This is a genomic window from Devosia sp. MC532 (assembly GCF_016461625.1).
Taxonomy (GTDB): Bacteria; Pseudomonadota; Alphaproteobacteria; order Rhizobiales; family Devosiaceae; genus Devosia.
The window spans coordinates 61,003-81,033 of sequence record NZ_JAEMNZ010000001.1 but is presented as its reverse complement, the minus strand read 5'-3'; the positions used below and the strand labels follow the sequence as shown (position 1 = coordinate 81,033).

Annotated in this window: 21 protein-coding genes; 9 read left to right on the top strand and 12 right to left on the bottom strand. The window is 57.6% G+C overall.

Translation table 11 applies throughout. The features are described from left to right. The first annotated feature begins 6 nt into the window (after positions 1 to 6). Entirely contained in the window at positions 7 to 1,176 is a 1,170-nt protein-coding gene (rnd, locus tag JHC09_RS00385; RefSeq protein ID WP_199530382.1) for a ribonuclease D, read from the top strand. On the opposite strand, the gene JHC09_RS00380 is transcribed toward rnd, so the two are convergent. Genes JHC09_RS00380 through JHC09_RS00365 form a run of 4 tightly spaced genes read right to left on the bottom strand, consistent with a single transcriptional unit; the run spans position 1,177 to position 6,693 of the window. Next, the gene (locus JHC09_RS00380; protein WP_169193861.1) at positions 1,177 to 2,712 is read right to left on the bottom strand and encodes a Ppx/GppA phosphatase family protein; all 1,536 of its coding nucleotides are present in this window, start codon (positions 2,710 to 2,712) and stop codon (positions 1,177 to 1,179) included. Between the two features lie 2 nt (positions 2,713 to 2,714). Beyond that, entirely contained in the window at positions 2,715 to 4,880 is a 2,166-nt protein-coding gene (locus tag JHC09_RS00375) for an RNA degradosome polyphosphate kinase (RefSeq protein ID WP_199530381.1), read from the bottom strand. Continuing rightward, on the bottom strand, positions 4,873 to 5,598 hold the full coding sequence (locus JHC09_RS00370; RefSeq protein WP_199530380.1) for a hypothetical protein: 726 nt from the start codon (positions 5,596 to 5,598) through the stop codon (positions 4,873 to 4,875). Before JHC09_RS00370 ends, JHC09_RS00375 begins: the two co-directional genes overlap by 8 nt. Then, entirely contained in the window at positions 5,599 to 6,693 is a 1,095-nt protein-coding gene (locus JHC09_RS00365) for an AI-2E family transporter (protein ID WP_199530379.1), read from the bottom strand. Between the two features lie 134 nt (positions 6,694 to 6,827). Here JHC09_RS00365 and purM point away from each other — a divergent pair, with 134 nt between their 5' ends. From purM to JHC09_RS00345, 4 genes are all read left to right on the top strand, one after another. Then, positions 6,828 to 7,904, top strand: a complete 1,077-nt coding sequence (gene purM, locus JHC09_RS00360; protein WP_199530378.1) for a phosphoribosylformylglycinamidine cyclo-ligase — start codon at positions 6,828 to 6,830, stop codon at positions 7,902 to 7,904. Then, positions 7,901 to 8,479, top strand: coding sequence for a phosphoribosylglycinamide formyltransferase (gene purN / locus JHC09_RS00355; RefSeq protein ID WP_199530377.1), 579 nt, complete (start codon positions 7,901 to 7,903; stop codon positions 8,477 to 8,479). The genes purM and purN overlap by 4 nt, the downstream gene beginning before the upstream one ends. A gap of 125 nt (positions 8,480 to 8,604) precedes the next feature. Continuing rightward, positions 8,605 to 9,489, top strand: coding sequence for a DMT family transporter (locus tag JHC09_RS00350; protein ID WP_199530376.1), 885 nt, complete (start codon positions 8,605 to 8,607; stop codon positions 9,487 to 9,489). 48 nt (positions 9,490 to 9,537) lie between these two features. Continuing rightward, on the top strand, positions 9,538 to 9,741 hold the full coding sequence (locus tag JHC09_RS00345; RefSeq protein ID WP_199530375.1) for a hypothetical protein: 204 nt from the start codon (positions 9,538 to 9,540) through the stop codon (positions 9,739 to 9,741). Positions 9,742 to 9,818: 77 nt separating this feature from the next. Here the strand turns inward: JHC09_RS00345 and gatB are convergent, their stop codons facing one another. The 8 genes from gatB to JHC09_RS00305 all read right to left on the bottom strand — a co-directional run bounded on the left by gatB (position 9,819) and on the right by JHC09_RS00305 (position 15,924). After that, positions 9,819 to 11,318 carry an Asp-tRNA(Asn)/Glu-tRNA(Gln) amidotransferase subunit GatB gene (gatB, locus tag JHC09_RS00340; RefSeq protein ID WP_199530374.1) on the bottom strand — a complete coding sequence of 500 codons (1,500 nt, stop codon included), beginning with the start codon at positions 11,316 to 11,318 and terminating at the stop codon, positions 9,819 to 9,821. A gap of 12 nt (positions 11,319 to 11,330) precedes the next feature. Then, positions 11,331 to 11,819 (bottom strand): GNAT family N-acetyltransferase, encoded by a 489-nt coding sequence (locus JHC09_RS00335; RefSeq protein WP_199530373.1) that lies wholly within the window; start codon positions 11,817 to 11,819, stop codon positions 11,331 to 11,333. A gap of 9 nt (positions 11,820 to 11,828) precedes the next feature. After that, the gene (locus tag JHC09_RS00330) at positions 11,829 to 12,143 is read right to left on the bottom strand and encodes a chorismate mutase (RefSeq protein WP_169193852.1); all 315 of its coding nucleotides are present in this window, start codon (positions 12,141 to 12,143) and stop codon (positions 11,829 to 11,831) included. A gap of 429 nt (positions 12,144 to 12,572) precedes the next feature. Further along, complete coding sequence (locus JHC09_RS00325; RefSeq protein WP_169193851.1) at positions 12,573 to 12,890, bottom strand: hypothetical protein; 318 nt, start codon at positions 12,888 to 12,890, stop codon at positions 12,573 to 12,575. Between the two features lie 135 nt (positions 12,891 to 13,025). Beyond that, positions 13,026 to 14,510, bottom strand: coding sequence for an Asp-tRNA(Asn)/Glu-tRNA(Gln) amidotransferase subunit GatA (gatA, locus tag JHC09_RS00320; RefSeq protein WP_199530372.1), 1,485 nt, complete (start codon positions 14,508 to 14,510; stop codon positions 13,026 to 13,028). 32 nt (positions 14,511 to 14,542) lie between these two features. Beyond that, positions 14,543 to 15,028 (bottom strand): GNAT family N-acetyltransferase, encoded by a 486-nt coding sequence (locus tag JHC09_RS00315; protein WP_199530371.1) that lies wholly within the window; start codon positions 15,026 to 15,028, stop codon positions 14,543 to 14,545. A gap of 1 nt (position 15,029) precedes the next feature. Beyond that, positions 15,030 to 15,317 carry an Asp-tRNA(Asn)/Glu-tRNA(Gln) amidotransferase subunit GatC gene (gene gatC, locus JHC09_RS00310; RefSeq protein WP_169193848.1) on the bottom strand — a complete coding sequence of 96 codons (288 nt, stop codon included), beginning with the start codon at positions 15,315 to 15,317 and terminating at the stop codon, positions 15,030 to 15,032. 85 nt (positions 15,318 to 15,402) lie between these two features. Beyond that, positions 15,403 to 15,924: a hypothetical protein gene (locus JHC09_RS00305; protein ID WP_199530370.1), complete on the bottom strand. Its 522-nt coding sequence runs from the start codon at positions 15,922 to 15,924 to the stop codon at positions 15,403 to 15,405. Between the two features lie 61 nt (positions 15,925 to 15,985). Here JHC09_RS00305 and ruvX point away from each other — a divergent pair, with 61 nt between their 5' ends. The 4 genes from ruvX to JHC09_RS00285 all read left to right on the top strand — a co-directional run bounded on the left by ruvX (position 15,986) and on the right by JHC09_RS00285 (position 19,956). Continuing rightward, complete coding sequence (gene ruvX / locus JHC09_RS00300) at positions 15,986 to 16,459, top strand: Holliday junction resolvase RuvX (RefSeq protein ID WP_169193846.1); 474 nt, start codon at positions 15,986 to 15,988, stop codon at positions 16,457 to 16,459. Between the two features lie 66 nt (positions 16,460 to 16,525). Continuing rightward, entirely contained in the window at positions 16,526 to 17,500 is a 975-nt protein-coding gene (locus tag JHC09_RS00295) for an aspartate carbamoyltransferase catalytic subunit (RefSeq protein WP_199530369.1), read from the top strand. Continuing rightward, positions 17,497 to 18,789, top strand: coding sequence for a dihydroorotase (pyrC, locus tag JHC09_RS00290; protein WP_199530368.1), 1,293 nt, complete (start codon positions 17,497 to 17,499; stop codon positions 18,787 to 18,789). Before JHC09_RS00295 ends, pyrC begins: the two co-directional genes overlap by 4 nt. Positions 18,790 to 18,909: 120 nt before the next feature. Then, positions 18,910 to 19,956: a dipeptidase gene (locus tag JHC09_RS00285; protein ID WP_199530367.1), complete on the top strand. Its 1,047-nt coding sequence runs from the start codon at positions 18,910 to 18,912 to the stop codon at positions 19,954 to 19,956. Positions 19,957 to 20,031 lie beyond the last annotated feature (75 nt).

The following is a 20,031-nucleotide window of genomic DNA, read 5'->3' as shown; positions in this document are numbered from 1 at the left end:
AGACGCATGGACATTATAGTCTCCACAGAGGCGCTCGCCGCGTTTTGCGAGCGCGCTGCCCAGTATGAATTTGTCACCGTGGATACGGAATTCCTGCGCGAAACCACCTATTGGCCGCGCCTTTGCCTGATCCAAGTTGCCACAAATGACGAAGCGGTTCTCATCGATCCGCTTGCTCCCGATATCAAACTCGCGCCCTTTTTCACGCTCCTCGCGAATCCGGACGTGACCAAGGTTTTCCACGCCGCACGGCAGGATGTGGAAATTTTCGTGAAGTTGACGGGCGCGGTACCCAATAACATTTTCGACACTCAGATAGCTGCCAGCGTCTGCGGGTTTGGCGATAGCGCCTCCTACGACAGTCTTGTGCGCGCCATCTGCAAGGTCGAACTCGACAAATCATCCCGCTTTACCGATTGGTCGGCTCGCCCGCTCAGCGATAAACAACTCACCTACGCACTCGCTGACGTCACCTATCTGCGTGACATCTATCGCGAGCTCAAAAAACAGGTCGAACAGACCCGCCGGTGGGATTGGGTCGAAGACGAGCTGGGTGTCCTGCGTTCCATAGACACCTATGTCGTCCAGCCTGAAAATGCTTGGGAACGCCTCAAGATGAAGCTCAATCGCCCGCGCGATTTGGCTGCTATGAAGGCGCTGGCTCAATGGCGCGAACGACGCGCACAGGAATCAGACCAGCCGCGAAGCCGCATTCTCAAGGATGACGTGTTGAGCGAGTTGGCGACTCAACGTCCGCTGACCCCTGAAGCCTTTGACAAACTGCGTGCGGTACCGCGTGGCTATGGCCGCTCCAGTGCCGCCGCTGAAATCATCGCGCTGATGAAAGACGTGGAAGCCATTCCAAAGTCGGCTCTTCCGACCATGCCTGAGCGCTATCGCGGACCATCCCCTAAAGGCGCCGTGGGCGATCTCATTCGTGTTCTGCTCAAGTCTGTCGCGGAACAGCACGGCGTTGCGGCGAGAATCATCGCGACATCGGACGAAATCGACGCCCTCGTGCTCGACGACGATGCAGACGTCCCTGCCCTCAAAGGCTGGCGTCGCAAGCTGTTTGGCGAAAAAGCGCTTGCCATCAAGCACGGCCGCGTTGGCCTTGTGGCCACTCGCAAGGGCGTTATCGAATTTGATGTACCAGAAGAAGAATCGGCTGAGTAATCAGCCGACCTTCACTCTCCACGTTTCGAACCCGGCCTCATCGGCGAGCTGACGCAAGCGATTGCGTAAATGGTCGCCGTTGAGGAACGCGTAGTCTGTCGGCAAACTCAGCACCAAAGCCTCATCAACGACTGATAGCGACGTGCGCCCTAACACGCCCGGCATTGCCGCTGTCATTGGATAGGCAACGCGGAACAAAGCGCCGATCAAGCGCGCGCGCGCCGTCATCTCAGATGACGTGAGGCCGGCAATCGCCAGAGCCGACTTGCTCTTGAGCCCATCATACCGAACCGCCATGGTCTGGGCTAAAAAGCTACGACCGACGTGATCAATCCCCGTCAATGAGCCATAGGCAAGCGCATTGACGCTTTGCTCGCCGCGATAGTCGGGATGTGAGCGCCAGCCTATATCGGCCAATAGACATGCGACGAGGCGCAAGCGACGCTGCTGGCCAGTTTCTTCAACGGCTGCCGAGCGGAAATAGTGCGTGGTGAAATCTATTAGATCCGTAGCGTGTTCAGGGGAGCGCGAGCGGAGAATTGACAGCTCCTCGGCCCCTTGGATCAACGGATCGACCACACGTTCGGTATCGTCCAACATGCCGTAGAGATAGCCTTCGCGCACACCGAGCGCCGAGAAGACCACCGATGCAAACCGACCGGCTTTAAGAACTTCCATCAAAACGGCCGCGCCAAAAGGCACGAGTTCTCGCCGCGAGTTCGACACCGAGTTCGAGCCTGGATAGTTTTTGAGGGAATCTGCTTTCACGATGTCGCTACAGAAAGCGATCATCTCATCTGCCGACACCACATAGTCTTGCACCATATGCAGCGGATAATTGCTGCGCGCTTGATGGAGCTTCGCCAAAGAACGCCAAGTGCCGCCAATGGCCGCGAAACGCTGTTCCTCGCCAGTGTTCTTCAACATGGAGCTACTAAGCTGTTTGCGCACGATTTCCGCAGCAGTCGCGGGAGAGCCGTTCGAATCGTCCTGCAGGCGGATGACACCAAGCTCGAAGGACTGGTTATTGCTGTCTGAACCGTTCTGAAGCGCAGAAAACTCGAGGCTACCGCCACCAAGGTCCCCGACAACGCCGACAAACCCGGGGATACCAGCAACGACACCCAATGCCGCAAAGTGCGCCTCATCCTCGCCGGAGAGAACACGAACCTCAGTGTTCATAATCTCTTCGACAGCAGCGACAAACTCATCGCGGTTTGCGGCGTCGCGTACGGCAGAGGTCGCCAGCACAACCACGGTGCCAACCCGCATCATGCGCGCAACAAGGGCGAAACGCTTCATCGCCTCAAGCGCCGTTGCCATATTGGCCTCGGCCAAACGCCCAGTCTGGCCGACCCCACGCCCGAGGGCGCAGGAGGCCTTTTCGTTGTAGAGCGGTGTTAATGAGCGGGCGTGCCGCTCATAAACGACCAAACGAACCGAGTTTGATCCGATATCAAGGACTGCGACAGGGCGCGCCCCCTTCAAACGACCTTGGGCAGTAGGATCGGCGTCGACGCCCCAGAATTGGGTCAAACTTAAGCCTCGTCGTTATCAACCATCCCGGCACTACCGCGCCCAGACAGGGAGGGATTAGTCATAAAATACTTATGAGCGCTGAAGGCTTCTTCACCCTCAGAGCGCTTTATGCGGTGTGAACTGCCATCCGGCAAGACTTCCCAGCTTTGTTCGTTGTCCTTGAGATAGGCCACAAGGATCTGATCCAGTATCTGCTTGTGAACGGTTTTATTCAGGATCGGGACCATAACTTCCACCCGTCCATCCAAGTTCCGACCCATCAAATCCGCAGAGGAAATATACACTTTCGCCCGGGGAGACGGCATCATCTCACCGTTGCCAAAACAGTAAATTCGGCTGTGTTCGAGGAACCGGCCGACCACAGATTTTACACGGATATTTTCTGAGAACCCGGGGATACCGGGGCGCAGACAGCAAATCCCACGAACAATCAGGTCAACTTTCACCCCTGCCCGACTCGCGTCATAGAGCGCGTCGATGACCTGCGGATCAACCAGCGAGTTCATCTTCAGCAGAATATGAGCTGGCTTGCTCTCGCGCGCGAACTCGATCTCGCGTGCGATGCTCTCGACCAATGTCTGGCGCAAATTGACCGGTGAAACAGCGATTGTTTCGAGTTCGGTCGGCCGCGCATAACCCGTTATAAAATTGAACACGCGCGCAACGTCACGGGTGATTGATGGATCAATCGTGAAATAGCTGAGGTCTGTATAAATCTTGGCTGTAATCGGGTGATAGTTGCCGGTTCCAATATGGCAGTAACTAACCAGCTTGCCCTTCTCACGACGAACAACCTGGCTCAGCTTGGCGTGGGTTTTAAGCTCGATGAAACCGAACACAACCTGCGCGCCTGCCCGTTCAAGGTCGCGGGCCCAGCGGATATTCGCCTCTTCGTCAAAACGCGCTTTCAGCTCCACGAGGCACGTAACGGACTTGCCCGCCTCTGCCGCCATAACCAGTGCTTTAACGATCGGGCTGTCTGAAGACGTCCGGTACAGCGTCTGCTTAATCGCCACCACTTCCGGGTCCCGCGCTGCCTGCATCAGGAACTGCGCGACGACGTCGAAACTCTCAAACGGATGGTGGACAAGGATGTCCTTGGCGCGGATAGCCGCAAAGCTATCCCCGTTATAGTCGCGGATACGCTCTGGGAAGCGCGCGTGATACGGCGGGAATTTTAGGTCCGCACGATCAACGTCGCAGATTTTACGGGCATCGGCGAGGCCGAGGAACCCCTGCACCTCGAAGACATCTGCCTCTTTGACGCTGAGCTGTTCGCCAATCTGCCGCTTCAACGCACGGGGCATCGACCGCTCGATTTCTAGGCGGATGACCTGACCACGGCGACGTTGCCGAAGTGCTGATTCGAACTCGACAACAAGGTCGGCAGCTTCGTCGTCGATTTCAATTTCGCTGTCACGGATGATGCGGAATGCGCCTGAGCCAACAATTTCATGGCCCGGGAACATTTTGAGGAAGAACAGCTTCACCAGCGTGTCGATCGACACGACCTCAGTCCGGCCCTCGGAAACCAGGGCCGATGGCAGCGTGATGAAACGATCTAGATTGCCCGGGATGCGCACCAGCGCCGTCAGGTTTTGATCCCCGGTTGGACGCTTGAGTTCAAATGCGAGGGCGAGCCCGAGGTTCGGGATGAACGGGAATGGATGGGCTGGATCGACCGCGATTGGGGTGAGGACGGGGAAAATTTCTTCACGGAACAGCTTTTGCAGATAAGCGATTTGTTCCGGCGAGAGGTCGTCCTGCTCATGAATGACGACATTCTGCTCGACCAGCAATTCACGCAAATCTTGCCAGTGGTCCTGCTGTTCCAACTGCAAGTGCTGAGCGAGCGTCGCAATTTCTTCCAGCTGCTCGCTCGGCGATAAGCCATCGGCAGATTGCTTGGCCAAACCAGCACGGATTTGGCCCTTCAGACCCGCAACACGGACCATGTAGAATTCGTCGAGATTGTTCGCCGAAATAGACACGAAACGGAGGCGCTCTAACAGAGGATGAGCTTCGTTCCCGGCCTCCTCCAAAACCCGCATGTTGAATTGAAGCCAGCTGACTTCTCGATTAACGAAACGCGCCGGGCTTTTGCGCAGCGCCTCCACATCTGGGTTGGCACCATCCAGTTCGGCGATTTCGCTCATCTCATTCATCGTCGTCTGCGTCCCAGTCCAATTTTAGCGCCGAATCTGCGTCTTGCCGTACAGCAAGAGCTTCACCCGCTATCGCACGCGTAATGGCCGACCCTTTCGCAAGAGCCAGCTTGTCCATCAAATCAACCAGACGTTCGGCCTCTTCCGGGCTCCGCTCCATACGCGGCACCACATAGCCGATTATCTTTGGGTCGACTGTGATCTGTCGATCACCGAACAACTTCACAAAAATCTGTGACAACGCGATGTCATCACTGATTTCTAATGTGAAAACAGGCGCACGCCGAATGCGTGAGCGGACATCATCGGTCCGCAAATCCCATTTGGCAACGTCTTCGCGCGCCGTCAGCAACAGAGTTCTGTCCCCGCGCATGGCTTGGTTCAGCAAATGGAAAAGATCGTCCTCGTTGTACGCAAGCCGATCAACGTCCTCTAGCACCAGAGGTTCATTGCCATGTGCGGAAGCAACCGCCGCTATCGTTTCGGGCGTTACCAGCACAGCGCCGCTGCGCTCAGCAAAAATGCGCGCGACATGCGATTTTCCCGACGAGGTGGGACCAATCAACATGGTCACCCCGTCAGGCCAATGTGGCCACGCTTCGATACGGGCATAGGCTAAGGCGTTTCCTGCACCAACGAGATAATCATCTTCTGCGTGCGAGGGTTCGTGAACGAACTCCAGCGGAAGTTGCCGGGGTCCGTTCTCAGGCAAAGCCATTTAATTCTGGTCCTTGTGGTCGATTGGAGCTGGCGCATCTGTCCCCAGATAAAGCGCACTTTCCTTATATTTTCGCACGCCGTACCGCACGAGTACCGATGCAATGGCAGCCATTGGAACAGCCAGCAAGAGCCCGGTAAATCCGAACAGCGCACCCAAGGCGAGAAGCGCAAACATCATCCAAACTGGGTTGATGTTAATCCGCGAGCCAACGAGCTTTGGATAGAGAATATTGCCCTCGACGAATTGCCAAAACAGGAAGACGGCGCAGACGAGGCCCACCATCCACATGTTTGGCCAGAACTGAACCAGAGCGATCCCTACCGACAAACCAAAACCAACGGCCGCACCGACGAATGGAATGAAACTGAGAAGCCCGCCGATAATACCGACGGCCAAACCAAAGTTCAGCCCAATCAGCGATAGCGCTGTCGCATAGAAGGCAGCATCGAGCAGGAGAACAGAACCCTGCCCGCGAATAACGCCAGCCATGGAGTTATCGATCTCAAGCAAAATGCCCTTGATCTCACCCTTATGTTGGCGCGGCAAAAGCCCTTCGACGCCATCGACCATCCCCTGCCAATCGAGCAGGAGATAAAAGGCCACAACTGGTGCCACCACCAAAAACGCGACAACTGAAGCGCCAGACATGCCGATGTTGACGAGTTCAGCCGGAAGTCGCGTGATCCAACCGAGCAGATTGCGCGCTATCTCGTTGATTCCGCGCTCAACTTCGGCGGCGCGCTCAGGTCCAAGCCACGCACTCACCTCTGGAGAATACTGATTAACGAGCCCCTGTAGATCGCGATAGAGACTCGGCGCGCGCTGAATGAGGCCCACAATCTGCTGCCCGATCATCGGAACGAGCATGAAAAACAGGCCGATAACGACGACCATGATCGCCAAGAGCACCAGAACGGTCGCCCAAACGCGTTTAATTCGCCAGCGCTCAAGCTGGTTTACCACCGGATTGAGCAGATAGGCCAAGGCCGCCCCAACCACGAAGGGAAGCAGGATTCCCCGGAAAATCCAGAGCGATAAAAGCAGGGCAGCCAAGAGGCCGATCCAGATGGTCACTTGATTTCGGAGCGTCATTGCTACGTGTAGCCCTTGCTTATAGGAAATCGAGAAGCTATCAGCCGTCTAACGGCCAACACCGAAAGTTTCAACCAACCCCGGTGGCGCGCGGTTCACTCTGCCCGCTATCCTCAGCATTTGGCACCAGGCTCATGTCCGACACACCACACCTGCCACCTAATGGGCTTTCTTACAAGCAGGCAGGGGTCGATATCGACGCCGGCAATGCTCTGGTAGAGGCCATCAAGCCCGCAGTGAAATCCACCCGACGCCCAGGCGCCGACGGCGAGATCGGCGGATTTGGTGGTCTTTTTGATTTAAGGGCCGCAGGTTTCAAAGATCCTGTTCTGGTTGCCGCCAATGATGGTGTTGGCACCAAGCTCAAGATCGCTATCGACACTGGCAAGCACGACACCATCGGCCAGGATCTGGTCGCCATGTGCGTCAACGACCTCGTCGTTCAGGGCGCCGAGCCTCTCTTCTTCCTCGACTATTTCGCCACCGGCAAGCTCGATGTGGCCCAGGGCACGGCGATTGTCGAAGGCATTGCCCACGGTTGCCGCCTAGCAGGGTGCGCACTGATCGGCGGGGAAACCGCGGAAATGCCGGGCATGTATCATGGCAATGACTATGATCTGGCAGGCTTTGCCGTTGGGGCCGCCGAACGTGGCACCCTCCTGCCGCGCGCCGATATCGCCGCTGGCGACACGCTCGTCGCTATCGCCTCGTCTGGCGTCCACTCCAACGGCTATTCGCTCGTTCGCAAGATCGTTGACCTCTCTGGCCTCGCCTGGGACGCCCCTGCACCATTTGCTGAAGGCAAAACCCTCGCAGAAGCCCTGCTCGAGCCGACCCGCATCTATGTGAAGCCACTGCTGGCTGCGCTCAAGGAAGGTCTCGGTATTAAAGCCCTCGCGCACATCACCGGCGGCGGCTTCATCGACAATATCCCGCGCGTACTGCCTGATCACCTCGCCGCCGATGTCGATCTCGACGCGGTCACCGTTCCTGCCGTCTTTGGCTGGATGAGCAAGGTTGGCGGCATGGAAGAGCGCGAAATGCTCCGCACCTTCAATTGCGGCGTGGGCATGCTGGTCGCTGTCGCGCCGGCAGATGCTGAAAAGCTGGTCGCCTCGCTCACCGCTAATGGTGAAATCGCAGCTGTCGTCGGTCAGCTGACCGAGCGCAGCGGCGAACCTGTCACCTTCCGTGGCAAGCTCGCTCTATGAGCAAGAAAAAGGTCGCCATTCTGATCTCGGGGCGTGGCTCAAACATGAGCACGCTCATCGAGGCTGCGAAGGCTCCCGATTTTCCTGCCGAGATCGTCGGCGTGCTGTCCAACAAGGCAGCCGCGCCCGGTCTTGAGATTGCAGCGAGCCACGGCATTGCCACAGCCTCGCTGGCGCAGAGCAAGTTCCCCAGTCGGGAAATGTTCGAAGACACCATGACGCTCATGCTCGAAAGCTGGGAGGTCGATATTGTCTGCCTCGCCGGTTTCATGCGCGTTCTGGGTGAGGACTTCGTCAATCGCTGGGCAGGTCGGATAATCAACATCCACCCCTCCCTGCTCCCAGCCTACAAAGGCCTCGACACCCATGCCCGCGTTCTCGCGGCGGGTGAAAAGGAACACGGCTGCACCGTCCACTTTGTCACCGCCGGTCTCGACGAAGGCGACGCGATCCTGCAGGCCCGCGTCCCCGTTCTGCCCGACGACACGGAAGACACACTTGCAGCTCGCGTTCTGGTGGAAGAACACCGCATCTACCCCGAGGCGTTGAAACAACTCGCCCTTGGAAAAATGTAAAATAGGCCGGAGCGATCCGGCCTTTTTCTTTATCCATCACCAAAATCGATCGCCCCCATTGTCAAAATCGGTTCGACGCCACTTCAGCGCAGGCGTAGACCAACGCATCTATTGGAGTGGCGATAATGAGTCTGCGTGATTGGTGTTGGATTGTTCTCTTAGGATCTATCTGGGGCTGCTCATTTATTTTCAATGCCGTTCTCATTCGCGAACTCAGCCCGCTCTGGATCACAACCTTGCGGGTCGGCATTGGGGCCATCGGCTGTTGGGCAATCCTTTTCCTGCTGAAAAAACCCGTTCCGCGCGATCCTAAGCTCTGGGGGCAGCTGGCCCTTCTCGGCGTCATCGCCTATGCCATTCCTTTTGCGCTGTTTCCAACGGCACAAGCCCACCTCGCCAGTGGTGTTGCCGCCATCATCAATGCGCTCACCCCAATGATGACTGCGATCATGTCCCACTTCTGGCCCGGCGGTGAAAAATCCGGCCCCCGGAAATTCATCGGTGTAGGCATTGGCTTCGTTGGCGCTGCTATTCTGGTGTCACCTGCCCTGCAAAGCGGCGGCAACACGGCACTATGGGCCGTCGGCGCCTGTCTCGCGGCAACGCTGTGCTATGCACTCTCACTCAACATTACCCGCTCCTACAAGCATGTCGAGCCAACCGCCTTCGCCGCCATCGCGCTTACGGGATCGGCCATTTTGAGCCTGCCGGTGGCGTTAAGCCTCAACGGCCTGCCACAGATTACGCAGATTGAAACACTCGGCTCGTTACTCGGCCTGGGCCTCTTGTCGACGGCCCTCACGTTTCTGATCATGTATCGAATTCTTCCGCGCGTTGGCGCGACCAATTTCGCCACCACGACCTTTATTGCGCCAATCTCCACGCTGATTTTGGGCACCTTCCTTTTGGGCGAGGCGATCTTGCCCATCCAAATCCTAGGCATGTTGGTGATCTTCTTCGGCCTGCTCTTCATTGATGGCCGCATCCAAACGCTCCTGCGCAAACGCTAGGAACCCTTCGGGTTTGGACCCGTTCGCTTCCCAGCAAAGGAGCGCGCCATGCCAGACCCAATTCCAGTGCCAGAGCCAATCCCGGGCGTACCGCCGCAACCTGAACCGCCCCAACCCCAGCCCGTAGATCCTGTGCCTCCAGAGCCCCAGGAGGTGCCGCCACACCAGCCGCCGGTGGAAGACCCCATTCCGCCCACGCCGGGCCCCGACGTGCCGCCGCCGCCCTCTCCAGGCACTGTGCCAACGATGTAAAAACAAAAACCCGGCTCAGTGGCCGGGTTTTCTATTCGTTCAACGTTCTGACTGGACCAGAATCCAGACCTGCGATCTTACTCGATCCCGAGCTTCTGCTTCATGAGATCGTTAAGAGCCTGCGGATTGGCCTTGCCGCCGGAAGCCTTCATCGCCTGACCGACGAACCAGCCCATCATGCTTGGCTTGGCCTTAACCTTCTCAACCTGTTCCGGGTTGGCGGCGATGATGTCGTTCACGATCTTTTCGATCGCGCCGCGATCTGTCACCTGCTTTAGGCCACGGGCTTCAACGATAGCTGCCGGATCACCGTCTTTCTCTTCCGAGATGATGATCTGCAGCACGTCCTTGCCACCCTTGGACGAGATCGTGCCCGCAGCAATCAGGTCAACCACACCAGCAATCTGCGCTGGGGTAATGTGGGTTTCGTAAACTGCCTTGCCTTCGCTGTTTGCGAAAGCGGCCACATCACCGTTGAGGATGTTCGCAACAGCCTTGCCGTCGCGCTTGCTGCCACCGTGCGCCACGATGGTTTCGAAGAAGTCAGCGGTTTCACGTTCGAGCGTCAGCACATGCGCGTCATACTTGGTGACGCCAAAATCGCGCACAAAGCGTGCCTGCTTTTCGTCTGGCAGTTCTGGCAGGTTTTCAGCCAAAGCCGCGACGAAAGCATCGTCGAATTCGAGTGGCAGCAGGTCTGGATCTGGGAAGTAGCGATAGTCGTGCGCTTCTTCCTTCGAACGCATAGCGCGCGTTTCCCCGTTCTTCGGGTCAAACAGGCGCGTTTCCTGATCGATCGAGCCACCATCTTCCAGAATGTCGATCTGGCGACGGGCTTCATATTCAATCGCCTGACCCGCGAAGCGGATCGAATTGACGTTCTTGATTTCGCAACGCGTACCGAATTCGCCACCCGGACGACGTACCGATACGTTCACGTCAGCACGCATGGAGCCCTGCTCCATATTGCCGTCGCAAGTACCGAGATAACGCAGGATAGCGCGAAGCTTGGATAGATATTCCTTGGCTTCTTCGGACGAACGCAGGTCGGGCTTGGAGACGATTTCCATCAGGGCGACGCCCGAACGGTTCAAGTCAACAAAGCTCATGTTTGGGTGCTGATCGTGGATCGACTTACCCGCGTCCTGCTCAAGGTGCAGACGCTCGACACCGATCTCAATGGTTTCCCCATCGACGTCGATGGTGATCACACCTTCGCCAACGATTGGGTCCTTGAACTGGGAAATCTGATAACCCTGCGGCAAGTCAGGATAGAAATAGTTCTTGCGGTCAAAGACCGAGCGCTTGTTGATCTGAGCCTTCAGACCCAGACCTGTGCGCACAGCCTGACGCACGCATTCTTCGTTGATGGTTGGCAGCATGCCAGGCATGGCGGCATCAACAAAGCTGACGTTCGCATTAGGAGGATTACCGAAAGCGGTCGACGAGCCAGAGAACAGCTTGCTTTCGCTGGTCACTTGCGCGTGCACTTCCATACCAATGATCACTTCCCAATCGCCGGTCGAACCGGAGATCAGACGCTTTTTGTCGGGAGTACGGGTGTCAACGAGTGTCATGTTTCGGCAGTCCTATGCCGCTTCCGGCAATGCCTTGCGGAAGCGAATCTTGTCGAGTTCGTAGTTCAGGCTGGCGGAAAACTTCATACCGCGCCACACCGGAATATATCCGTTGCGCTCGTAGAAGCGTACCGCCCCGGTGTTGCCGGCCGAGGTTTCAAGCTCCACGAAAGTGTAGCCTGCGTTGGCGATAACCTCTTCCAGCGCTGCAAGCAAGGCCGCACCGACGCCTTGGCTTTGCGCAAACGGTGCGACCCACAGGTCAGAAATCACATTATCGGAAAATTCCCTTGCGCCCCAGCCCACTGGCACATCGCCGATTGTCGCAACATGCATGGTTTCCGACTTGTCGCGACAAAAGGTGCAAAACTCTGCAAACAGCTTTTCGCGATCACAGCGCCCAGCATCCTGCGCTCCAAATTCGCTTTGCTGCCAGGAGGCAAAAGCCAATGAGCCCAGTGCTTCCCAGTCAAGATCACGATCCGGCTGAGAGACACGCATGGAAATTTCCTATTTTGCCCGGCGACGGGCGGCAATAATGCCCTTTTCGAAATTGATGTTCCAATCGATCAGCGTCCGCCAAATCAGCTCGGCCTGATCTTCATCCAAGTCCTGCTCAACGCTGAGCGCGCGAACCTTGGAGATAATTGCTTCGATACGCACCGGGTCAAACGCTTCATGCGGATCGGTTTTAATCTCAGCCATGCGCGTGACATAAGCGTGGCGTTCCGCAAACAAATTCAACAGCGCCCGATCAATGCGGTCGATCTCGAAACGAACGTCTTCTTTTGTCTCGCATTGCGCGGGAAGTTTAGCGGCAGTCACAAGCGTATCCAGTCAAAAAAGCTCGGAAAATTGTGACATGTATTCCACCCGCTTTTCAATGCCACCAATGGCGGTTTCGGTACGCTCGGTCCGGCAGGGAACAGAAAAAGCCTAGCTTGCGGCCCCCATCCGCACAAAGCATCCCTTCATCTCTCCTCAGCGTTTACTTCTGAGGTAAAATAAGCCCCCGAGGCCACTCTCGTCTGCCTGCCCAAGCTCCCCTCTTCAAGCACTTATTCCCATTACGCTTTCGCGTCCCATGGGCATGGCTCGTGCGCGCAATATGCCACGTAAAACGACAGCGGTGCCCCTCCACAGGCCCATAAGTGCCAGCATAATGCCACTTCCAGGCCCCTGCGCGTTCGTCAAAAGAAATTGCCGCCCCCTGTTCCCAGAGAGCGGCAATTCAATCACGAACTAGGCGTGCACTTAGTGCTTGGTCACTTCGCTTAACGCAGCGGCCATGTGTTCCCATTCGGTGGAAACACTCGCCGTCGCACGGCGCTTACCGGCGCGGCGATACCAATAGTCGGCATTGGCGAGATCGGCTTCAATCCAATGCATCAAGGCATGGACCCAATCGAACGCCTGCACACCTTCCATCGACTGGACGATCGCGTGCGCGCGCTCCCACTCCATGCCAATACGAAATTCGCCTTTCTTGAGCCACCAGAGCGCCTGCAACGGCTTACTCATATCCTTCGGCGGCTCAGACCAGTCGAGCGTCGTAAAAATATCTGCGGCCATCGGTGATGTTCCTGTTGGCCCGGGCGCCTCGGCTGGAGGCGTCATTACCAGTTTCAACTTGTGCATGACCCGGAAATAATGCGGAAAGGCGGCACAATCAAGCGCCGCCACCTGATCTAGGGGTTTAGTGGGGTCTTACCACCACTGCTTGGGTGCAAAATCACCACCGGCGCTCTTTTCGATTACGCGCGCTGCGGCGAAGAGAGTTTCTTCGTCAAACGGCTTGCCGATCAGCTGCAGACCGAGAGGCAGACCCTTGCCATCCTTACCGGCTGGCACAGCAATACCCGGCAGACCTGCCATGTTCACAGTCACGGTGAAGATGTCGTTGAGATACATCGCAACCGGATCAGCGGCCAACTTTGCATCGCCAATAGCGAAGGCAGAGGATGGGGTCGCTGGGGTCAGGATCGCGTCAACGCCTGCGTTGAACGCATCCTCGAAGTCCTTCTTGATCAGCGTGCGAACCTTCTGCGCCTTCACGTAGTAGGCATCATAGTAGCCTGCCGACAGCACATAGGTGCCGATCATGATACGACGCTTCACTTCGCGACCGAAACCGGCAGCGCGGGTGAGTTCGTACATGTCGGTGATGTCCTTACCGGACACACGGAGACCATACTTCACGCCGTCATAACGCGCGAGGTTCGAGGAAGCTTCTGCTGGCGAAACAACGTAGTAGGCCGGGAGGGCATACTTGGTGTGTGGCAGCGAGATGTCCTTGACGGTTGCGCCTTCAGCCTTGAGCCATTCGAGGCCCTGCTTCCAGAGGTTTTCAATTTCCTCTGGCATGCCGTCCATGCGGTATTCGCGCGGAACACCAATGGTGATGCCCTTTACGCCACGCTCAACCGCAGCCGCGAAATCTGGAACCGGGATGTTGACCGAAGTCGAATCCTTGGCGTCAAAGCCGGACATCGAGGTCAGCAGCAGCGCTGCGTCTTCAACAGTGCGGGCAATTGGGCCAGCCTGATCGAGCGAAGACGCGTAAGCAACAGTGCCCCAACGCGATGCACGACCATAGGTCGGCTTAATGCCAACAGTGCCGGTGAAGGCAGCTGGCTGACGGATCGAGCCACCAGTGTCGGTTGCGGTCGCGCCAGCGCAGAGCCAGCCAGCAACAGCCGCTGCCGAACCGCCCGATGACCCACCGGCAACCAATTTTTCTTCCGAACCTTCAGCGCGGAAAGGATTGATCGCAGGACCGTAGTACGAGGTTTCGTTGGACGAACCCATGGCGAACTCGTCCATGTTGAGCTTGCCCAGCATGACTGCACCATCGCGCCACAGGTTTGCGGTGACGGTCGATTCGTATTCCGGCTTGAAGCCATCAAGGATGTGCGAAGCGGCCTGGGTGTGGACGCCCTTGGTCGCAAACAGATCCTTCACGCCCAGTGGAATGCCTTCAAGCGTGCCAGCCGTACCGGCAGCAATCTTGGCATCCGATGCTGCCGCCATATCGCGCGCCTTATCCGGCGTCGTGACGACATAGGCATTCAGCGCCGCATTGCCTGCGTCGATAGCCGAGACATAGGCCTCGGTCAGCTCGGTCGCAGTAAACGTCTTTTCAGTGAGGCCCTTGCGGGCTTCGGCGATGCTCAGACGGGTAAGATCGGTCAATGGAGTTTCTTTCTCTTCAGCGTCGGCTGCGCTCAACCAGCGAAGGCGGGTGCCGTCAGCTTCAATTCAAAAAAGTTGGACCAGGGGCTTTCTGGATAGTCGAGAAACGGACCGCGACGGGAGAACCCGTAACGCGCATAAAGACGATGGGCGTCCGCCATGCCGTCTTCTGGTCCAGTTTCGAGCATGACGATGGGAAGATCCTTCTCCCGCGCCAAGCCGACGATTCGGTCGAGCAATAGAGTGCCAACGCGCTGCCCGCGAACGGACGGCAGGGTGAACATGCGTTTGACTTCGCCAAGCTCGGGACCATGCACCTTGAGTGCCCCCATGCCGACAGCCACGCCGTTTTCGTCGCGAGCGACAAAAACCGTCGTGTCCTCACCCGCCATTTGTTCCACAGTCATCTTGAACTGGAATTCAACTGGCGAGGTGGGCAGCAGGAAAGCGTTGAGCTGAGCGACGAGCTCGCGCACGTCGTCCTGCAAAGGGGTCTCAATGGCGATGGAAACCGCCATATTATTCAACGACCTTGGGGACCATGAAGAAGTTATCTTCGGTCAATGGGGCGTTCTTGACGATCTTTTCGGCGATGTTGCCGTCGGTGACCGCGTCGTCGCGGCGGCGCAGGGTCATCGGCATGACCGATGTCATTGGCTCAACACCATCGACGTTAATTTCAGACAACTGCTCGACAAAGCCGAGGATCGAATTGATTTCGGTCTGGTAGCCAGCGACTTCGTCTTCTTCGATGCGGATGCGGGCAAGGCGCCCGATGCGCTTGACGGTATTGGCGTCGACAGACATGGCAAACTCCAGCGAGAACGGCGTATTGGGGCGTTATTAGCAATGCCCGGTATCAAAAGACAATCGAAATGGCACCGTGGCGCGATTACGCTTCCACAGCAAGCCCATGTTCCAGCGCCACAACGCCGGTGCCATCCAGTTTAGATCTTAGAATTTCAAAGGCGGTGCCAATCTCTTCATCGCCTCCAGCTAGGGCGATCAGTCGCGGCGCCGCGGCATCCGTCAGCGTGCCGGCAAGCCCTGCCAAATCGCACCCTGCAATAAGAACCACAGCCTTATCGGCCCATTTCCCGAGCTCGGGCACAGACTCGGTGAGAAGCAACAAGGGCGGCTCATCCTCTGCATCAAAGACAAACGCCCCCTGCCCGAGCTTTGCCACCACAACCTCGCGGAGCGCCCCATCCGCATCGAGCAAGCGCTGCCGCGGCATCGGCTTCCAACTGCTCCCAGAAATCTCGTCGAACGGCGCGCTCGTCTGCAGCAGCACATCCGCTCCAGAACACAGCTCCTGATGGTCAACTCCAACTGCGCCTTGAGCATCAATGACTAGGATCTTCCCACCCGCGTGAACGCGAAACGCCGTATTGCCGAACCAAGTGAGTTTCATAGGGAAGTCTTTTTCATCGCCATTTTGCCCCGCACCCTATAGGACAGACCCAATCAATCCAATGAGTACCCATTCAGTGACCGACGACAATAATCCGCTCTCCGACATTCCGCCTTCCGGCAAGATTTTGGGGTTGGACCTCGGCACGAAAACCATTGGTGTCGCGATCAGTGATGGCATGCGCTACTCCGCGACCCCGATTGAAACCATCAAACGAACCAAGTTCACTCAGGACGCTGAGCGCATCATCGAATTGATCGCACAGAATCAAATCGTTGCGATCATTTTGGGTCTCCCCCTCAATATGGACGGCTCGGAAGGCCCCCGCGTGCAATCGACACGCGCCTTCGCCCGCAACCTCGCCCCCAAGGTCAACTTGCCCATTGCTTATTGGGATGAGCGCCTCTCCACATCTGCCGTCACGCGCATGATGATCGACGCAGATATGCGCCGGGACCGTCGCGCCGAAGTGGTCGACAAACTGGCCGCCAGCTATATTCTGCAAGGAGCGCTGGACCGGCTCCGGCGGGGATAAATTCGTGAGGGGCTTGCTCATCGCGCCCCCAGCCGATAGACCGCACCAAATCGCTAGGGATGCGACATGCCGCAGGACACTCCTCCATCCGTCGCCGGGCAATCCGGTGACTTCCCGCCCTTCCGCCAGCGCCATCTGATTTCTATTGCCGACCTCAAGCAGCACGAGATTATCGAACTGCTTGATCGTGCCGAACGGATGATTGCTGTCAGCCGCCAAGAGCGTAAGTCGCTCAACACTTTGGCGGGGAAGACACAAATCAACCTCTTCTTCGAGCCGTCGACGCGGACCCAGTCCTCGTTCGAAATCGCGGGCAAGCGCCTCGGCGCTACGGTCGTGAACATGTCGGTGAAGACCAGCTCCGTCACCAAAGGCGAAACGCTGATCGACACCGCCGCCACGCTCAACGCCATGCGCCCCGATGTGCTGGTAGTGCGTCACGGTTCATCCGGCGCGGTCGAACTGCTCAGTCAAAAAGTTGGCTGCTCGGTGGTCAACGCGGGCGACGGCGCGCACGAGCACCCGACCCAGGCTCTCCTCGACGCCCTCACCATTCGCAACCACAAGGGCACACTTGCGGGCCTGACCGTTGCAATCTGCGGCGACATCGCCAATTCGCGTGTTGCCCGCTCAAACTTACTGCTCCTCGGAGCACTCCATGTTCGCACCCGGGTCATCGCACCAAAAACCCTCCTGCCCTCCGGCATCGAACACCTTGCGACCGAGGTCTATACCGATATGGAACAGGGCCTGAAGGGGGCGGACGTGGTGATGATGCTGCGCCTGCAGCATGAACGCGCTAGCGGCAAGATGATCCCCTCGGTGCGTGAATACTTCCACTTTTACGGCCTCGATGAACGCAAGCTCGGCTTCGCGAAGTCCGACGCGATCGTCATGCACCCCGGTCCAATGAACCGCGGCGTCGAAATCGACCCAGCGATCGCCGATAGCGCGCGCTCAGTCATCACCGATCAAGTGGAAATGGGCGTTGCCGCACGCATGGCCGTGCTCGATGCTCTGCTCAATAGGAACGACGCATGACCCGGCCCGTCCTCATCGAAAATGCCCGCATTGTTGATCCAGCCTCCGGCACCGATCATCCCGGCGCGGTTCTGATTGAAAACGGCGTCATCACAGACATCGCGCTCAACGGTCCCGTTGGCGTGCCAGACGGCGCCGAAGTCATCAACGCAAATGGTCAGGTGCTTGCGCCCGGCCTTATCGATATGCGCGTCTTCGTCGGAGAACCCGGCAAAGAGTATCGCGAGACTTTGGCTTCGGCCGGTAAGGCCGCCGTCGCCGGTGGCGTCACCAGCTTCGTCATGATGCCCGACACCACGCCTGTGGTGGACGACAGTGCAATTGTCGACTTCCTCATCCGTCGCGCAGAAGCACAGTCTCTCGCTCGCGTGCTGCCCTCTGCAGCCATCACCCGGGGCCTTCAGGGCAAGGAAATCACCGAGTTCGGCCTTCTTAAGGAAGCTGGGGCTGTGTGCCTCACCGATGGCGCAAATTCGATCCAGTCGAATTCGCTCCTCCGCAGCGCCATGAGTTACGCTGCCAACTACGACATGCCTTTCGTTCACCACGTTTTCGACGCCGATCTGGCTGGTGAAGGCGTAATGAACTCAGGACTCTTTGCCACCGTTCTGGGCTTGAAGGGCCTATCGCGCGAAGTGGAGACCGTGCCATTGGCGCGCGATCTTCAGCTCGCACTCGCGACCGGCGTCCGCTATCACGCCGCGCAAATCTCGACCGAGAACTCGCTGACGCTGCTGAAGTTCGCGAAGTCGCGCAATTCGAAGGCAACCGCTGGCGTTTCGATCAACAACCTCTGCCTGAACGAAAACGACATCGGCCGGTATCGCACCTATTTCAAGGTAAGCCCTCCGCTGCGCAGCGAAGACGACCGCCGTGCGCTCATCGAAGGCCTGCGGTCTGGCGTCATTGACACGATCCATTCCGATCACGATCCGCAGGATAGTGAAGTGAAACGCCGTCCATTCGCAGAAGCCTCGAATGGCGCGATTGGTTTGGAGACACTCTTGGCCGCGGCGCTGCGCTTCGTTCACTCGGACGATCTGGACCTGCATACCGTTTTGAAAGCTATGACAATCCGCCCAGCGCAGATTCTCGGCCTTGAAAGCGGTCGCATTGCCAAAGGCGCGCCGGCAGACCTGATCCTCATCGATCTCGACTACCCCTGGCAGGTGCAAGAGAGCGCTCTGGTTTCCAAGTCGCGCAACACCGCCTTTGAAGGCGCGCGCATGACCGGCAAGGTGATGCGCACTTTGGTGGGCGGTAAAACCGTCTTCACCCACCAAGACTGAGTTCAAGCTTTACATGAACACCGCCGCTTCCTTCGGGAGGCGGCGTTTCATTATTGAGCGTCCGTTACTCAACTTCACCACAAGAAGCGGCTACCGTCTTGGTCTGACGGAGACGATTCGATGACCATTCCCTTTTTCGACGGCCACAACGATACCCTGCTTCGCCTGGTAGACAGCTCGCGGCCCGACAAAATCGCAATGTTTGTCGACGGCACAATAGATGGCCAGCTCGATCTTCCCCGCGCCAATCAGGCCGGTATGACGGGCGGCTTCTTCGCCATTTTCCCGCCGCCGCTCAAGGCCGATGCGGCTTCGGTTGTCTCCAGCCCCACGAGTTCCGCTGGTCAACTCCCTCCCAATCTCTTTGTGCGCGATGCGCTTGCCTCGACCATCGAAATGGTTTCGCTGCTTTACAAACTCGAACGCGCAGGCGCCCTAGCCGTCTGCCGCACCGCAGGTGACGTGCAAAATGCCATTAAAAACAGAAAATTAGCGGCAATTTTTCATATCGAAGGCGCGGAGGCGATCGATGTGAAACTCGATAGCTTTGAGGTGCTCTACGCCGCAGGCCTACGCTCCATTGGCATTACCTGGAGCCGCGCCAATGTTTTTGGCACCGGCGTCCCCTTCCTACATAATGTCGATCCTGACATCGGCCCGGGCCTTACGGACGCAGGCAAGGACCTCATAAAACTCTGCGACAAGCGCGGGGTAATGATCGATCTCTCCCATCTTAACGCTGCTGGTTTCCGCGATGTAGCGCGCCTTTCCACCAAGCCTTTGGTCGCCACCCATTCCAACGTCCACGCCATTTCCCCCAGCGCTCGCAATCTGACCGCTTGGCAGCTAGCCGCGATCAAGGAGTCTGCGGGCGTTGTTGGCCTCAACTACGCCACTGGCTTCCTCCGTCCTGACGGCAAATGGGACACCAACACACCGCTTGAGATTATGGTCCGCCATATCGACGCCCTCGTTGACGCTTTGGGTGAAGACGGCGTGGCGCTCGGGAGTGACTTTGACGGCGCGCAAATGCCTAAGGAGTTGAAAGACGTTACCGGCGTCCCAAAACTTCTCAAAGCCCTCCTCGACAAAGGGTACGGCCAGACCCTGGTCAGAAAGATCGCCCAAGACAACTGGCTCTCGGTCATCGAACGGACCATGGGCTAAGCCTTCTTCTCCTCCCCCTTCTCAGCTGGAGGCCGGGTGGGGGTAATTCAAAATTCCCGACGACAAAAAAGCCGC

Bases quoted from the DNA above. Each gene is read 5' to 3' on its own strand.
- rnd (WP_199530382.1), top strand. From the start codon at position 7: ATGGACATTATAGTCTCCACAGAGGCGCTCGCCGCGTTTTGCGAGCGC.
- JHC09_RS00375 (WP_199530381.1), bottom strand. From the start codon at position 4,880: ATGAATGAGATGAGCGAAATCGCCGAACTGGATGGTGCCAACCCAGAT.
- JHC09_RS00370 (WP_199530380.1), bottom strand. From the start codon at position 5,598: ATGGCTTTGCCTGAGAACGGACCCCGGCAACTTCCGCTGGAGTTCGTT.
- JHC09_RS00365 (WP_199530379.1), bottom strand. From the start codon at position 6,693: ATGACGCTCCGAAATCAAGTGACCATCTGGATCGGCCTCTTGGCTGCC.
- purM (WP_199530378.1), top strand. From the start codon at position 6,828: ATGTCCGACACACCACACCTGCCACCTAATGGGCTTTCTTACAAGCAG.
- purN (WP_199530377.1), top strand. From the start codon at position 7,901: ATGAGCAAGAAAAAGGTCGCCATTCTGATCTCGGGGCGTGGCTCAAAC.
- JHC09_RS00350 (WP_199530376.1), top strand. From the start codon at position 8,605: ATGAGTCTGCGTGATTGGTGTTGGATTGTTCTCTTAGGATCTATCTGG.
- JHC09_RS00345 (WP_199530375.1), top strand. From the start codon at position 9,538: ATGCCAGACCCAATTCCAGTGCCAGAGCCAATCCCGGGCGTACCGCCG.
- gatB (WP_199530374.1), bottom strand. From the start codon at position 11,318: ATGACACTCGTTGACACCCGTACTCCCGACAAAAAGCGTCTGATCTCC.
- JHC09_RS00335 (WP_199530373.1), bottom strand. From the start codon at position 11,819: ATGCGTGTCTCTCAGCCGGATCGTGATCTTGACTGGGAAGCACTGGGC.
- JHC09_RS00325 (WP_169193851.1), bottom strand. From the start codon at position 12,890: ATGGCCGCAGATATTTTTACGACGCTCGACTGGTCTGAGCCGCCGAAG.
- JHC09_RS00315 (WP_199530371.1), bottom strand. From the start codon at position 15,028: ATGGCGGTTTCCATCGCCATTGAGACCCCTTTGCAGGACGACGTGCGC.
- gatC (WP_169193848.1), bottom strand. From the start codon at position 15,317: ATGTCTGTCGACGCCAATACCGTCAAGCGCATCGGGCGCCTTGCCCGC.
- JHC09_RS00305 (WP_199530370.1), bottom strand. From the start codon at position 15,924: ATGAAACTCACTTGGTTCGGCAATACGGCGTTTCGCGTTCACGCGGGT.
- ruvX (WP_169193846.1), top strand. From the start codon at position 15,986: ATGAGTACCCATTCAGTGACCGACGACAATAATCCGCTCTCCGACATT.
- JHC09_RS00295 (WP_199530369.1), top strand. From the start codon at position 16,526: ATGCCGCAGGACACTCCTCCATCCGTCGCCGGGCAATCCGGTGACTTC.
- pyrC (WP_199530368.1), top strand. From the start codon at position 17,497: ATGACCCGGCCCGTCCTCATCGAAAATGCCCGCATTGTTGATCCAGCC.
- JHC09_RS00285 (WP_199530367.1), top strand. From the start codon at position 18,910: ATGACCATTCCCTTTTTCGACGGCCACAACGATACCCTGCTTCGCCTG.